The organism is Sulfitobacter sp. M22 (assembly GCF_021736025.1).
In the GTDB taxonomy this organism is placed as follows: Bacteria; Pseudomonadota; Alphaproteobacteria; order Rhodobacterales; family Rhodobacteraceae; genus Sulfitobacter; species Sulfitobacter litoralis.
This window is the reverse complement of record NZ_WMEC01000001.1, coordinates 2,457,832-2,472,973: the sequence shown is the minus strand read 5'-3', so window position 1 is coordinate 2,472,973 and position 15,142 is coordinate 2,457,832. Positions and strand designations below refer to the sequence as shown.

Genomic DNA, 15,142 nt, shown 5'->3' with positions numbered 1-15,142 from the left:
TTTCACGTGAAACATTTTGATGTCATTGTTATCGGTGGGGGACATGCCGGGGCCGAGGCTGCGCATGCGTCAGCTCGATTAGGTGCAAGTACCGCTTTGATAACAATGTCGCGCGATGGAATCGGGGTGATGTCCTGCAATCCCGCAATAGGCGGATTGGGTAAAGGTCATCTTGTGCGTGAAATTGATGCGATGGATGGCGTAATGGGCCGTGTCGCAGATAAGGCCGGCATTCAATTTCGCCTTCTAAATCGCCGCAAGGGCCCAGCCGTACAAGGGCCGCGCGCCCAGGCAGACCGTGCTATATATCGTCGCGAAATGCTTTCAGAGACCGAACAGCGAGCCAATCTCGAGATAATTGAGGGCGAAGTCACCGACTTTATCGTTAAAAAAGGCAGCGTAGCCGGTGCTATACTGTCCGATGGGATGGAAATCTCCGCAGCGGCGGTTGTTTTGACAACAGGCACGTTCCTTCGCGGCGTTATTCATATCGGTGATAGAGCACGATCTGGGGGTCGTATGGGCGACAGAGCTTCAGTCGACCTTGCAAACCGGATCGATTCATTTGACTTACCTCTTGGACGATTGAAGACCGGAACGCCACCACGGCTAGATGGGCGAACCATTGACTGGGAGAAACTTGAATCGCAGCCGGGGGATGCAGAGCCAGTACTTTTTTCGTTTTTGTCTGAAGCGACATCGGCAAGTCAAATTTCCTGCGGTATCACGCATACTAATGAGAAAACGCACGACATTATTCGCAACAATCTGACGCGTTCTGCGATGTATGGCGGTCATATTGACGGTGTTGGACCGCGCTATTGCCCCTCAATTGAAGATAAGGTGGTAAGGTTTGCGGATAAAACCTCGCACCAGGTTTTTCTAGAGCCCGAGGGCGCCGACGATCACACCATTTATCCGAACGGTATTTCTACATCTTTACCCGAGGAAGTGCAGCTTGAATATGTGCGTTCTATGGTTGGATTAGAGCGGGTTGAGATCATTCAGCCTGGTTATGCGATTGAATACGACTACGTAGACCCCCGGGCCCTCGATCTCACGCTTTCCGTGCGAAGCGTACCGGGACTTTTTTTGGCGGGCCAGATTAACGGCACGACGGGGTACGAAGAGGCTGCAGCTCAAGGTTTGGTCGCAGGATTGAATGCGGGACTGCTGGCACAAGGTAAGGAAGCAATTACTTTTAGCCGGTCAGAAAGCTACATCGGCGTAATGATCGATGATCTTACAACGCGGGGCGTAACCGAACCTTATCGGATGTTTACATCGCGCGCTGAGTTCCGTCTTTCGCTTCGCGCAGATAATGCCGACCAAAGGTTGACGCCGATTGCCATCGCACTGGGTGTGGCTGGTACGAAGCGGATTGAGCGCTTTCAGGCCAAGATGTCTAAAATCGATGACGCTATGGCGATACTTACCAAAGATGCTTATGCCTCAAAGGCTATAGAGGCTGCTGGGATTAAGGTAAGCCAGGATGGGTCAAAGCGAACAGGATTCGAACTTTTAGCTTTTCCAGATGTGACGTTCGAACATCTCATTAAGATCAACCCGGAGCTTGAGATCATCGAGCCGGAAATTCGGCGTCAGGTCGAGCGGGACGCACTGTACGCACATTATATTGTGCGCCAAAAAAGGGATATAGACCTTTTACGGAAGGACGAAGCACATATTATTCCAACTGAGTTCGACTATAATTCAATTGATGGCCTGTCGAACGAACTCAAATCGAAACTATCGATTTCTCGGCCAGGAAATCTGTCCCAAGCAGCCCGAATTGATGGCATGACTCCATCTGCTCTGACGCTGCTACTGTCACATCTCAAACGTGACAGCCGAAAGAAGTCAGCATAATGACGGTACCAGAGGGCGATGTTTCACGTGAAACATTAAAAAAGCTCGAGCTTTTTTCAGATCTCGTAGAAAAATGGACGGCGAAGATTAATCTCGTTTCCAAGTCTAGCGTCTCCGAACTGTGGGATCGGCATATTCGGGATTCTATGCAGCTTTATGCCCACGCACCAAAGGCGGACCATTGGGTCGATTTAGGCAGTGGGGGCGGCTTCCCTGCAATAATACTTGCCCTAATGGCAGAGCAAGAGGGAAGAGATACCAGATTCACCCTAGTCGAGAGCGATCAGAGAAAGTGTGTATTTCTGCGCACGGCCATTCGCGAACTTAATCTCAGCGCGCTGGTGGTAAATCATCGGATTGAGTCCATCGAGCCATTGTCTGCAGATGTGCTTAGCGCACGGGCACTCGCCGATCTATCTACCCTCATGGGATTTGCGAGCCTTCATATGAGCCCATCTGGAACTGCACTCTTTCCGAAGGGCGGAAATTGGCGTGAAGAGCATAGCGTGGCAAAATTGAAGTGGGCCTATACCTGCGAGGCGATCCCGAGTAAGACGAACAGCGCTGCCGCAATCCTTAAGATCAAGGAAATCAAACATGTCTGACCTGTCTCGGCCATCAGGACCAAAGATTATCGCAATTGCGAACCAGAAGGGTGGGGTGGGCAAAACCACAACGACGATTAATTTGGCTGCCGCATTGGTCGAGCAAAAGCAACGTGTTCTTGTGATAGACTTAGACCCGCAGGGGAATGCATCGACGGGTTTGGGCATCGAGCTTGATGATAGAGAATTCACAACTTACGAATTATTGCTCGAAGATATTGATCTAGACCAGGTTATCATGTCGACCGAGACGAAGGGTTTGCATATCGTTGCTGCGACGGTTGACCTGAGCTCGGCAGATATGGAGCTTATCTCCAATGAGAAGCGCAGCTTTCTTTTGCATGATGCTTTGCGTCAGACCCAAATGGACAGCTACGCATTTGACTATATATTGATCGACTGCCCCCCATCGCTGAACTTGCTGACAGTGAACGCGATGATTGCGGCGCATTCAGTTCTGGTGCCACTACAAAGCGAATTTTTTGCTTTGGAAGGTCTCTCGCAGCTGATGCTTACAATTCGAGAGGTGCGGCAGAACGGAAATAAAGACCTGCGTATCGAGGGAGTTCTTCTGACGATGTATGATCGGCGGAATAATCTGTCTCAGCAGGTTGAACAGGACGCCCGGAGCAATTTGGGTGAGCTGGTATATAAAACTGTGATTCCGCGGAATGTCCGTGTTAGCGAGGCACCGAGCTATGCGATGCCGGTTTTGAGCTATGACAGTGGATCGAAGGGAGCGAAAGCATATCGCGATCTTGCGCAAGAAGTACTGGCAAATAGTGTTATATAAATAAGGGGTCAGACAATGGCAGATAGAGACAAACGACGCGGTTTGGGCCGCGGATTGTCGGCGTTGATGGCAGATGTAGCGGAGACACAAACGGTGGCATCAGAAGGCGCAGCGGAACAATATGTTCCGATTGAAAAAATTTCTCCTAACCCGGAGCAGCCACGCAAGCGGTTTGATCCGCAGGATCTGGATGACCTCGCAAATTCGATCCGCGAAAAGGGCGTTATCCAGCCGCTGATCGTGCGCCGCCGCGACGACGGAACCTTCGAGATTGTTGCCGGTGAACGGCGCTGGCGTGCGTCACAGATGGCGCAGCTGCACGAGCTGCCGATCATTGTTCGCGAATTTACCGACGTTGAAGTTCTTGAAGTCGCGATTATCGAAAACATTCAGCGCGCGGACCTCAACTCGATTGAAGAAGCTGCAGGGTATCGGCAGCTGATGGATCGTTTCGGGCACACGCAGGAAAAAATGGCTGAAGCCTTGGGTAAAAGTCGAAGCCATATTGCGAACTTGCTGCGGCTTTTGAACCTGCCCGAAGATGTGCTGGAACTGGTACGGCAGGGTGATCTGACGGCCGGACACGCACGGACCTTGGTGCCGTCAAAGAACCCTGAAAAGTTGGCGAAGCAGATTATTGCAGGTGGCTTGTCAGTACGGGCTGCCGAGGCTTTGATCAAGAAAGAGCATCAGGCCGAAAACGGAGGCTCCGAAAAGCGCACTGCGCGTCCGACAGGTGAGAAAGATGCAGACACCCGCGCACTTGAGGGGGATCTGTCGGCTAATCTGGGCCTAAAGGTAACGCTTAACCATAAACCCGGGCAGGAAGCCGGCCAGATGGTATTGCATTACACAACGATGGATGAGCTGGACGAGCTCTGCCAACGTTTGTCGGCTTCTTAGTCAGACAATAGCTCGGCCAGGATAGCGTTCAGCACCATAAAGCCCTGATCCGTGACGAAAAGCTGATCTTGAACCCTAGAAATCATCCCGATGTCCTGCATCTGGGTGATTTTCTTTGTTGATAGGGGGGCACCCGCGAGGGCCTCGTAACGTCGAAGGTCGACACCTTCTTTCAAGCGCAGACCCATCATCAAAAACTCGCTGCCTTGATCCTCGGTGGTAAGCAGCTCGCGGGGTTTTTCTGTGGCTCCACTTACGCTTGCATCAAGCCAGCGTTTAGGATTGCTGAAGCATTCGGTCGCAAACCGATTACCATTCTGGGTTAAACGCCCATGCGCCCCGGGACCAATGCCTAGGTAATCGCCGTACCGCCAGTAGATGAGGTTATGCCGCGATTGGGCACCGTCGCGCGCATGGTTAGACACCTCGTAAGATGGCATACCCATCTCTCCGCAAATGTCCTGGGTTGCAGCATACATATCGGCGCCAAGGTCATCGGTCGGAAGCCCGCGAAGTTTTCCGACCGCATAGCGATCCCCAAAGGCGGTGCCTTGTTCGATCGTCAATTGGTACAAAGACATATGGTCTATCGCGAGGGATAGGGCCTGCTTTAGCTCGGTCTGCCAGTCAGCTAAAGTCTGATTCTGGCGTCCATAGATCAAATCAAAGCTGACGCGGTCAAATGTCGTGCGGGCAATATCGAACGCTGCCAGCCCCTCTGCTATAGTATGAATACGCCCAAGCCGTTTCAGGTCAGCGTCGTTCAGCGCCTGTATCCCCATAGAAATACGGTTAACGCCGGCCTGTCGGAAGGCGGCGAAGCGATCGGCCTCAACCGAGCCTGGGTTCGCTTCAAGTGTAATTTCCAAGTCATTAGCTGTTGGCCAAAGGCGCCGGATTGCGGCGATGACGTCCGCGACGACGTCAGGGTCCATCAGGCTTGGGGTGCCGCCGCCGAAAAAGACAGCGTTCAACACGCGTCCTTGGGTTTCGGCCGCGCCGCGTTCCAGCTCTGACAGATAGGCGTCACGCCAAGCGCGTTGGTCAATTGAGCGACTAACATGGCTGTTAAAGTCACAATAGGGGCATTTAGCTTCGCAGAAAGGCCAATGAATGTAAAGGCCAAAGCCGCCCTGACGCCAATCCTCAGTCAAAGCAGGCAGAGATCAGTTTGGCGAAAGCATCCGCACGGTGGCTGATTGCGTTCTTGGCATCGGCAGACATTTCGCCAAAGGTCTGATCATGCCCGTCGGGTTGGAACATCGGGTCATAGCCATGACCGATGTCGCCGCGGATGGGCCAGACGAGAGTGCCATTCACGCGGCCTTCGAAAATCTCTTCATGTCCGTCGGGCCAGACCAAAACCAATGTCGCGCAGAACCGCGCGCGGCGCGGGTGAGGGGCGTTCGCCTCTTCCAACAGATTGTGGGTCTTGGTCATCGCCATGACGAAATCGCGGCCGTTGGGCGTTTCGGACCAATCGGCGGTATAGACGCCAGGGTAATTGTCCAGCGCTTCGACTTCGATCCCGGAATCATCTGCTAGCGCGGGAAGGCCTGTTGCCTCGACCGCTGCCCGTGCTTTGATGCGGGCATTGCCGACGAAGGTGCTTTCGGTTTCTTCGGGCTCGCCTAGGTTCATCTCGGCGGCGCCTTTGACGGTGACGCCGAAGGGCGCGAAAAGCTCCGTCATTTCCTGCAGCTTGCCAGCGTTGTGGGTGGCGACCAGGATCTGGTCGCCGGTGAATTTACGGGTCATGCGGTGGCTGCCTTTTGCTTCTCGACCAGCTCTGCCACGCCCTTTTCGGCGAGGTCCATCAGCTGGTTCATCTGGTCGCGCGAATAGGTGGAGCCTTCGGCGCTCATCTGGATCTCTATCAATTTGCCGCTGCCGGTCATGATAAAGTTACCGTCAACGCCCGCTTCGGAATCCTCGGGGTAATCAAGGTCCAGCACCGGCTGGCCCGCATAGATGCCGCAGCTAATCGCGGCGACCGGATCAACCAGCGGGTCGCTGATGACATCGCCGGCCTTCATGAGCTTATTTACGGCGAGCTTCAATGCGACCCAACCGCCCGTTATAGACGCGCAACGTGTGCCACCGTCTGCCTGCAGCACGTCGCAGTCGATAGTGATTTGACGTTCGCCCAAAGCGCTGCGATCCACGCCGGCACGCAGGGCGCGACCGATGAGGCGCTGAATTTCGACGGTGCGCCCGCCTTGTTTGCCCATTGCGGCCTCGCGGCGCATGCGGGTGTTGGTAGCGCGCGGCAGCATACCGTATTCGGCGGTAACCCATCCCAAACCGGAGCCTTTGATAAACGGCGGCACGCGGTCTTCGATCGTTGCTGTACACAGCACGTGGGTGTCACCCATTTTGATCAGGGCCGACCCTTCGGCGTGTTTGGTAAAGCCGGTTTCAATCGACACGGCACGCAGTTCATCAAGTTTCCGACCAGAGGGGCGCATAGGGTATTCCTTTTCCATTTGTCTTTGGGGATAACTCTGCGTTGCTGCGCGATGCAACCCCGATTGACGTTTGCCCCCCGACGCACATACTTCTGCCTACATGGACAAAGCACCAACAGTTTTAGATGAAATGAACGACCGCTCGCGCGAGGTGTTCCGCCGCGTGGTCGAAGGCTATCTGGCCAATGGGGACCCTGTAGGGTCGCGCACGCTGACCCGGGATTTCAGCGAAAAGGTCAGCGCGGCCACCATTCGCAATGTGATGCAGGATCTTGAATATATGGGCCTGCTTGGCAGCCCCCATGTCAGCGCGGGCCGTATCCCGACGCAGATGGGCCTGCGGATGTTCGTCGACGGCATGATCGAGATCGGCGATCCGACAGAAACGGACCGCGAAAAGATCGACGCGACGGTTGGCAGCAACAACGCGGATGTCAGTGGTATCCTAGATCGCGTAGGGTCGGCGCTGTCTGGCGTGACACAAGGCGCCTCACTGGTGCTGACGCCAAAGCACGAAGCGCCGATCAAGCATATCGAATTTGTTTCACTGTCTCACGACAGGGCGCTGGTGGTTCTGGTATTCTCAGACGGTCACGTGGAAAACCGCTTGTTTGCGCCCCCGCCGGGCCAGACCCCCAGCAGCATGCGCGAGGCTGCGAATTTCCTGAACGCGCTGGTCGAGGGGAAAACCATCTCGGAATTGCAGCGCACCATCGCGCATGAGATCAGCCAGCGACGCCAGCAGATCGACATTCTGGCGCAGCAACTCGTCGAAAGCGGGCTGGCCTTATGGCAGGGTGAGGGCGAGACACCCGAGCGATTGATCGTGCGCGGGCGGTCGAATCTGATCAACGCCGAAGGCGAGGCAGAGAACATTGAATTGATCCGCCAGCTGTTTGACGACCTTGAACGCAAGCGGGACATCGCCGAATTCCTCGAATTGGCCGATGCGGGCGACGGTGTGCGCATTTTTATTGGTTCTGAGAATAAACTTTTTTCACTTTCGGGTTCCTCTCTGGTGGTTTCCCCTTATATGAACGCTGATCGTAAGGTGATCGGGGCGGTCGGTGTGATCGGCCCCACGCGCCTGAATTATGGACGTATCGTGCCGATTGTGAATTACACGGCGCAGCTGGTTGGAAAGCTGATTTCGAACCGCAGCTAGAGGTGAATTATGGCAGAGCCGAAAGAGAACGAATTTCTGGATGATATCGATGACGCAGAGGCCGAGGCCTATGCGGACGAGATGTCCGAGATTGACGACGAAGCGCTGGAACTGGACGAATTGCGTGCCGAACGCGATCAGCTGAAAGACCGCTTTATGCGCGCCTTGGCCGACGCAGAGAACGCGCGCAAACGGTCTGACAAAGACCGTCGCGAGGCAGAGAACTATGGCGGGTCAAAGCTGGCCCGAGACATGTTGCCAGTTTACGACAATATGAAACGCGCATTGGAGGCCGCGACGGAAGAGCAGCGCACAATTTCCGGCCCGTTGCTGGAAGGTATCGAGCTGACGATGCGCGAGTTGCTGAGCGTGTTCAAGAAACACGGTATCGAAGTGATTGCCCCGGAAGTGGGCGAAAAATTTGATCCGCAGCACCACCAAGCGATGTTCGAGGCCCCGGTGCCAGACACCAAAGCAGGCGATATCATTCAGGTTGCCGCCGAAGGCTTCATGTTGCACGACCGTCTGCTGCGTCCGGCGCAGGTCGGCGTATCCTCTACCCCCGCAGGGTAAACGCCCGGGGCAGGGTAAACGCCCGGGATAGAGCGGCCCTTCGGGGAGGATTTTATCCATTTGGAAATGAGAGAGGCGGTCAGGTTTTGGCCGCCTCTTTTAGTTTGTAGAGCAGGTCGAGCGCTTCACGTGGAGAGAGCTCGTCGGGGATAATCTCGGCCAGCGTTTCTTCGAGCTTGGAGCTCTGTTTGGGTTGAGGCGCAGGTGCCGGCGCCACGGCAAACAAGGGGAGGTCGTCGATCAGTGTTTTCTGCGTCGCGCCGCCTTCGCGTTCGCCTTTTTCCAACGCTTCAAGCACGACACGAGCGCGGGCAATGACGGAGGCCGGCAATCCGGCAAGCTGCGCAACCTGCACGCCATAAGACCGATCGGCCGCGCCTTTCTTGACTTCGTGCAGGAAAATCACCTCTCCGTCCCACTCCTTAACTGCGACAGTGGCATTATCGACCCCGCCCAATTTGTTCGAAAGCGCGGTCATTTCGTGGTAGTGCGTGGCAAAGAGCGCACGCGAACGGTTGATGTCGTGCAGATGTTCCAGCGTGGCCCACGCGATGGACAAGCCGTCATAGGTCGCGGTGCCGCGCCCGATTTCATCCAGGATCACCAGCGCGCGGTCGTCTGCCTGATTGAGGATCGCGGCGGTTTCGACCATTTCGACCATAAACGTGGAACGGCCCCGTGCCAGATCGTCAGAGGCGCCGACACGGCTGAAAATCTGGCTGATCAGGCCGATGTGCGCGGTGGCGGCAGGCACGTAGCTGCCCATTTGCGCCATCAGGGCGATGATCGCATTCTGCCGCAGGAAGGTCGACTTACCTGCCATGTTGGGACCGGTCAGCAGCCAGATGTTCGCGTTGTCGCCATCGGCCGACAGGGTACAATCGTTGGCAATAAACGGGCTGCCCGATTGCTGGGCTAAGGCGCGTTCCACGACCGGATGACGACCCCCCTGAATGTCGAAAGCACGTGAATTATCGACGCGGGGTTTCACCCAGTTCTCAGACTGCGCAAGCTCGGCCAGACCGGTGGCCAAATCAATTTCTGCCAGTCCGGCCGAGGCGACGCCGATGGGGCCGGAGTGGTCCAAAATTGAACATTTCAGTGTTTCATAGAGCCGCTTTTCAATCTCTAACGCATGGTTGCCCGCGTTGAGGATCTTTGTCTCCATCTCTGACAGTTCCACGGTTGTGAAACGGACCTGATTGGCGGTGGTCTGACGGTGGATAAAGGTATCGGACAGCGGTGCCGACAGCATCTTTTCGGCATGGGTCGCTGTGACCTCGGCGAAATAGCCAAGCACGTTGTTGTGTTTGATCTTGAGCGTCGAGATCCCAGTGAGCGAGATGAAATCCTGTTGCATCTGCGCGATGACGCTGCGGCCTTCGTCGCGTAGGGTGCGCACTTCGTCGAGCTCGCTGTTGTAACCGGGCGCGATAAACCCGCCATCTCTGGCGAGCAGGGGCGGCTCAGCAATCAGGGCTTCGTCCAGCAGATCAATCAGGCTGTCATGGCCGGTGAGCCCTTTGGCGGCTTGGGCCAGCAGATCAGGTAGGGTGGCAATGTGCATTTTTTCTGCCAATTGCCCTGCTTCGGTCAAGCCATTGCGGATGGCGGCAAGGTCGCGGGGCCCACCACGATCAAGCGACAGGCGCGACAGGGCGCGGTCCAGATCAGGGACGTTGCGCAGGTGCTGGCGGATATCGCTACGGATGGTGGGCGTGTCATAGGCAAAGCTGATCGCGTCCAGACGGGATTGAATCGTCTCTAACACACGCGAAGGCGACGAAATGCGCCGTTCCAGCAGACGCGCACCACCTGCGGTTACAGACTTGTCCATCACCGACAGCAGCGTGCCCGAACGACCACCAGTCAGCGCATGTGTCAGTTCAAGGTTGCGCCTTGTGGCGGCGTCGATCTGCACGCTGCGTGCCTCGGCCTCTTTTTGCGGCGGGCGGAGCAGCGGTAGTTTGCCTTTTTGTGTGATCTCAAGGTAGTCAATGATCGCGCCCATGGCAGAGATATCGGCGCGCTCAAAACTGCCGAACGCATCCAGAGATCCGATACCGAACAGATCGCAGACCCGTTTTTCTGCCCCGCTGCTATCAAAGGCGGAACGGGCGATTGGGGTAAGTGAGATATCAAAATCAGATACTAAATCACGCAAATCGGCCTCTTTGGCCTCTGACACGATCAGCTCTGACGGGGCCAGACGTGCCAGTTCGGGGCCGAGACGCGACAGGGTCAGGGGCATCACGTGAAACGCACCGGTAGAGATATCAACCCACGCCAACGCATGGCCATCGCGGACCTCTGCAAAAGCGGCCAGATAGTTGTGGCGCCGCGCTTCGAGCAGGGATTCCTCGGTCAATGTGCCGGGGGTAACCAGCCGCACGACATCGCGTTTGACCACGGATTTATAGCCGCGTTTTTTCGCCTCTGCCGGGCTTTCCATCTGTTCGCAGACCGCGACGCGAAACCCTTTGCGGATCAGCGTCAGCAAATATCCTTCGGCGGCATGTACCGGAACGCCGCACATGGGGATGTCTTCGCCGCCGTGTTTGCCGCGTTTGGTCAGGGCAATGTCCAGTGCCTCTGCTGCCGCAACGGCATCGTCAAAGAACATCTCGTAGAAGTCGCCCATACGGTAGAACAGCAGCGCTTCGGCGTACTGGGATTTGAGCTCTAGATATTGCGCCATCATCGGCGTGATTTTTTCTTCGGTCACTCTGCGCCCCCGGTTCGAGTTAACGCTGTGTACAAAACCGCGCCCCCAGACGAAAGGGCGGACCGGCTTTGCACGCAGGCGTCGCCGCGACGTCGCGCAAACCGTGAGCGCCATCATGATTGTGTGAGGGGCCGATCGGCGATATCAAGCGGGAAACCATGAGGAAAGCCGTTCTAGTGACCAAAAACCGTATTACGTCCGAAGAGGCGCTCGCCTTTCACCTTGAACCTACACCCGGCAAGTTCGAGATCACCGCGACCGTCCCGATGACGACCCAGCGGGACCTGAGCCTTGCCTATTCCCCCGGTGTCGCCGTTCCGTGCGAAGCGATCGCCGAGAACCCCGAGCTGGCATATGACTATACCAACAAGGGCAATATGGTCGCGGTAATTTCTAACGGCACAGCCGTTTTGGGTTTGGGCAACCTTGGTGCGTTGGCATCAAAGCCTGTGATGGAAGGCAAATCGGTGCTGTTCAAACGCTTCGCCGACGTGAATTCGATCGATATTGAACTGGATACCGAAGACCCCGAAGCGTTCATCAATGCGGTCAAGCTGATGGGCCCGACGTTCGGCGGGATAAACCTTGAGGATATCAAAGCGCCTGAGTGTTTCATCATCGAACAGCGCCTGAAAGAAGAGATGGATATCCCCGTCTTTCATGATGACCAACACGGCACGGCAGTGATCTGTGCCGCGGGACTGCTGAACGCGTTGCGCATTTCGGGCAAAAAGATCGAAGACGTGCAGATCGTTTTGAACGGCGCCGGCGCGGCGGGGATCGCCTGTCTTGAGCTTCTCAAGGCGATGGGGGCCAAGCATAACAACTGCATCATGTGCGACACTAAAGGCGTGATCTATCAAGGCCGTACCGAAGGCATGAACCAATGGAAGTCGGCGCATGCCGCGCAGACTGATCTGCGCACGCTGGAAGAAGCGATGAAGAACGCGGATGTTTTCCTTGGCGTGTCGGTCAAGGGCGCTGTGACGCCCGCGATGGTCGCCAGTATGGCCGATAATCCGGTGATTTTTGCGATGGCAAACCCTGATCCCGAAATCACCCCCGAAGAGGCGCACGAGGTTCGCGCCGACGCGATTGTCGCCACAGGCCGCAGTGACTACCCCAATCAGGTGAACAACGTGTTGGGCTTTCCCTATCTGTTCCGCGGGGCGCTTGATATTCATGCGCGCGCCATCAACGACGAGATGAAGATCGCTTGCGCCCACGCGCTGGCAGATCTTGCGCGCGAGGATGTGCCGGACGAAGTGGCGCTGGCCTATGGCAAGAACCTCACGTTTGGTCGCGATTACATTATCCCGACGCCGTTTGACCCGCGATTGATCCACCGTATTCCGCCGGCCGTTGCGCGTGCAGGGATGAATACCGGTGCCGCGCGGCGTCCGATCATCGATATGGATGCCTACGAGCTGAGCCTGAAGTCGCGCATGGACCCGACGGCGAATATCCTGCGGGGGATCAATGCCCGTGCTCGGGCCAATCAGGCGCGGATGATCTTTGCCGAAGGGGATGACCCCAAGGTTCTGCGTGCTGCGGTGATGTACCAACGCTCGGGGTTGGGCAAGGCTCTGGTGGTTGGGCGCCCCGACGACGTCAAGGCCAAGCTGACCGCCGCAGGCATGGAGGACGCACACCGCGAGCTCGAGATCGTGAACGCGGCCAATACCCAGTATCTGGATACGTATAAGTCATATCTTTACAACAGGTTGCAGCGTAAAGGGTCGGACAGCAAAGACATTCACCGTCTGGCCGCGCGGGATCGTCACGTGTTCGCCGCATTGATGCTGGCACATGGGCATGGCGATGGTCTGGTGACCGGTGCGACGCGTAAATCTGCGCATGTGCTTGAACGGCTGAACCACGTGTTCGACGCCAACGCCCAACATGGCGCCGTCGGCATTACCGCGTTGCTGCACAAGGGGCGGATCGTATTTATCGGCGATACGCTGGTGCACGAATGGCCAAACGAAGAGGATCTGGCCAACATTGCCGAAAAAGGGGCTAAGGTCGCGCGTCACATGGGGCTTGAGCCTCGGGTTGCTTTCGTCAGCTTCTCTACCTTCGGCTATCCGGTTTCCGAGCGGGCGGAAAAGATGCAGCGCGCCCCCGATGTGCTGGACGCCCGCGGCGTTGATTTCGAATACGAAGGCGAGATGACCGTTGATGTCGCGCTGAACGCCGAGAGCCAGAAGAACTATCCGTTCTCGCGCTTGACGGGGCCGGCTAATATTCTGGTGGTCCCCGCGCGACATTCCGCGAGCATTTCTGTGAAACTAATGCAGGAAATGGCGGGTGCCACTGTGATCGGGCCGATTTTGACCGGTTTGGACAAATCGATCCAGATTTGTTCGACGACATCTACGGCGAACGACATTTTGAACATGGCCATTCTAGCAGCCTGTAAGGTCGGCGAATGATCTGGAACCTCGGCTCTATCAACGCAGATAACTTCTACTATCTGCGGCATTTGCCGGTGCCGGGGGAAACGATTGCCGCGCATGATTCCCGGCAGGGTTTGGGCGGGAAGGGGGCCAATATGTCGGTCGCCGCCGCTCGTGCCGGCACGCGCGTCACGCATATCGGCGCCGTGGGGCCGGATGGCAAATGGGCCGTGGAACGACTGCTGGAATATGGTGTCGAGACGCAGCATATCAGCATGATCGATACGGCCACCGGCCATGCGAATATCTGTGTCGCGGATGATGGTGAAAACGCTATCGTTTTGTTTTCAGGGGCCAATCACGAAATCACCACCCAGATGATCGGCGCTGCTTTGTCCGAGGCGTCGCCGGGTGATTTTCTGCTCATGCAAAACGAAACATTGGGCCAACGCTTTGCCGCGCGCACGGCGCATACGCTGGGATTGCGCGTGGCCTATGCCGCCGCACCCTTCGATGCCGAGATAGTGGCGCAGGTACTGCCCGACATCGATCTGCTTGTCCTAAACGAAGTCGAAGCTGCCGCGCTGGAAAAAACCACTGGCACAAGTATCGACGCGTTGCCGATCGACGATATTATCGTAACCTTGGGGGCCGAGGGCTGCAAATGGGTCTCTAAACAGGCAAAATCGGTGATGAATTTCCCAGCCTATCCGGTGAATGTCGTCGATACGACGGGCGCCGGAGACACGTTTACCGGTTATTTAATAGCCGCATTGGATCGCAAACTTTCAATGCAGGATGCGATTATACTGGCGATGCAGGCGGGTGCCTTGATGGTGACACGTCAGGGAACGGCCGACGTGATCCCGGACCTCAAAGACATCCAAGACCACGGTTTCGACGGTGATTGAACTCAGCAATTAACGCTGGGTTAATACTTAATTTGCGAACGGAGCAGCACTACCCCAAAGCTGTTTCACGCGCTGGTCGCGCCCGCATCCGTTACGATAGCGTTTATATGCGACGGACTTTTTCACACCCAACCCGACGCTGGTAAAGGCAAGGCGTTCATCGCTTTTGTAATAGTCCTGATGATAGGCATCGGCGGGATAGAACGCAGTTTTCCCCAAGATCGGGGTGACCACGGTTTTCCCTAAAGCGGCCTGAGCCTGTGATTTTGCGTTCTCTGCAGCGGCTTTCTGGCCGGCACCATCCGCAAAGATCGCAGTGCGATAGCTGTCGCCGCGGTCGCAGAACTGCCCACCGGCATCGGTCGGATCGACCGAGCGGAAGAACATCGCCAGCAATTGGTCGGCAGAAACAACCGCAGGATCATACTGGATCTGCGCCGCTTCATAATGGCCCGTTCCGCCCGCGACGACCTGCTTGTACGTCGGGTTCTTCACATTTCCGCCCGCGAAACCGGATACAACTTCTTTGACGCCCTTCACGGCTTCGAAATCGGATTCGACGCACCAAAAGCAGCCTCCAGCAACCAAAAGCGTCTCTGTTCCGGCGGCTTTTGCGGTTGTCGCCTGTGCCGCGAGGCCCAGACCGATGGCGGCGCTCAGTACAATCAGGCGCATATTTGTGGCAATACTCATGAATACTCTCCATCATTTTTCCAAACCGTGACGCCAAT

At 56.2% G+C, this 15,142-nt stretch carries 13 protein-coding genes; 8 read left to right on the top strand and 5 right to left on the bottom strand.

The genetic code is table 11. The features are described from left to right. Positions 1 to 6 precede the first annotated feature (6 nt). The 4 genes from mnmG to GLP52_RS12160 are packed head-to-tail and all read left to right on the top strand — an operon-like array spanning position 7 to position 4,170. Entirely contained in the window at positions 7 to 1,869 is a 1,863-nt protein-coding gene (gene mnmG / locus GLP52_RS12175; RefSeq protein ID WP_237273553.1) for a tRNA uridine-5-carboxymethylaminomethyl(34) synthesis enzyme MnmG, read from the top strand. Beyond that, complete coding sequence (rsmG, locus tag GLP52_RS12170; protein WP_093732784.1) at positions 1,869 to 2,474, top strand: 16S rRNA (guanine(527)-N(7))-methyltransferase RsmG; 606 nt, start codon at positions 1,869 to 1,871, stop codon at positions 2,472 to 2,474. The genes mnmG and rsmG overlap by 1 nt, the downstream gene beginning before the upstream one ends. Then, entirely contained in the window at positions 2,467 to 3,267 is an 801-nt protein-coding gene (locus tag GLP52_RS12165; RefSeq protein ID WP_093732783.1) for a ParA family protein, read from the top strand. Before rsmG ends, GLP52_RS12165 begins: the two co-directional genes overlap by 8 nt. A 15-nt stretch (positions 3,268 to 3,282) precedes the next feature. Beyond that, positions 3,283 to 4,170 (top strand): ParB/RepB/Spo0J family partition protein, encoded by an 888-nt coding sequence (locus tag GLP52_RS12160; RefSeq protein ID WP_093732782.1) that lies wholly within the window; start codon positions 3,283 to 3,285, stop codon positions 4,168 to 4,170. On the opposite strand, the gene hemW is transcribed toward GLP52_RS12160, so the two are convergent. Genes hemW through rph form a run of 3 tightly spaced genes read right to left on the bottom strand, consistent with a single transcriptional unit; the run spans position 4,167 to position 6,638 of the window. Next, positions 4,167 to 5,324 (bottom strand): radical SAM family heme chaperone HemW, encoded by a 1,158-nt coding sequence (gene hemW / locus GLP52_RS12155; protein WP_237272528.1) that lies wholly within the window; start codon positions 5,322 to 5,324, stop codon positions 4,167 to 4,169. The genes GLP52_RS12160 and hemW overlap by 4 nt on opposite strands. Next, positions 5,317 to 5,928, bottom strand: a complete 612-nt coding sequence (gene rdgB, locus GLP52_RS12150; protein WP_237272527.1) for an RdgB/HAM1 family non-canonical purine NTP pyrophosphatase — start codon at positions 5,926 to 5,928, stop codon at positions 5,317 to 5,319. The genes hemW and rdgB overlap by 8 nt, the downstream gene beginning before the upstream one ends. After that, positions 5,925 to 6,638, bottom strand: coding sequence for a ribonuclease PH (gene rph, locus GLP52_RS12145; protein WP_237272526.1), 714 nt, complete (start codon positions 6,636 to 6,638; stop codon positions 5,925 to 5,927). Before rph ends, rdgB begins: the two co-directional genes overlap by 4 nt. Positions 6,639 to 6,768: 130 nt before the next feature. On the opposite strand from rph, the gene hrcA reads away from it, so the two are divergent. Next, positions 6,769 to 7,803: a heat-inducible transcriptional repressor HrcA gene (gene hrcA / locus GLP52_RS12140; RefSeq protein WP_093732778.1), complete on the top strand. Its 1,035-nt coding sequence runs from the start codon at positions 6,769 to 6,771 to the stop codon at positions 7,801 to 7,803. A 9-nt stretch (positions 7,804 to 7,812) separates the two neighbouring features. Next, a complete protein-coding gene (locus GLP52_RS12135; protein ID WP_093732777.1) occupies positions 7,813 to 8,376 on the top strand; it encodes a nucleotide exchange factor GrpE in 564 nt (187 codons plus the stop codon). Between the two features lie 79 nt (positions 8,377 to 8,455). Here GLP52_RS12135 and mutS read toward each other — a convergent pair whose 3' ends face one another. After that, positions 8,456 to 11,077, bottom strand: a complete 2,622-nt coding sequence (mutS, locus tag GLP52_RS12130) for a DNA mismatch repair protein MutS (protein ID WP_237272693.1) — start codon at positions 11,075 to 11,077, stop codon at positions 8,456 to 8,458. Between the two features lie 200 nt (positions 11,078 to 11,277). Between mutS and GLP52_RS12125 the strand changes: the two genes are divergently transcribed. Continuing rightward, positions 11,278 to 13,536, top strand: coding sequence for an NADP-dependent malic enzyme (locus GLP52_RS12125; RefSeq protein WP_237272692.1), 2,259 nt, complete (start codon positions 11,278 to 11,280; stop codon positions 13,534 to 13,536). Further along, positions 13,533 to 14,411 (top strand): ribokinase, encoded by an 879-nt coding sequence (locus GLP52_RS12120; protein WP_237273552.1) that lies wholly within the window; start codon positions 13,533 to 13,535, stop codon positions 14,409 to 14,411. Before GLP52_RS12125 ends, GLP52_RS12120 begins: the two co-directional genes overlap by 4 nt. A gap of 27 nt (positions 14,412 to 14,438) precedes the next feature. Here the strand turns inward: GLP52_RS12120 and msrA are convergent, their stop codons facing one another. After that, the gene (gene msrA, locus GLP52_RS12115; RefSeq protein ID WP_093732774.1) at positions 14,439 to 15,104 is read right to left on the bottom strand and encodes a peptide-methionine (S)-S-oxide reductase MsrA; all 666 of its coding nucleotides are present in this window, start codon (positions 15,102 to 15,104) and stop codon (positions 14,439 to 14,441) included. Positions 15,105 to 15,142: the final 38 nt, after the last annotated feature.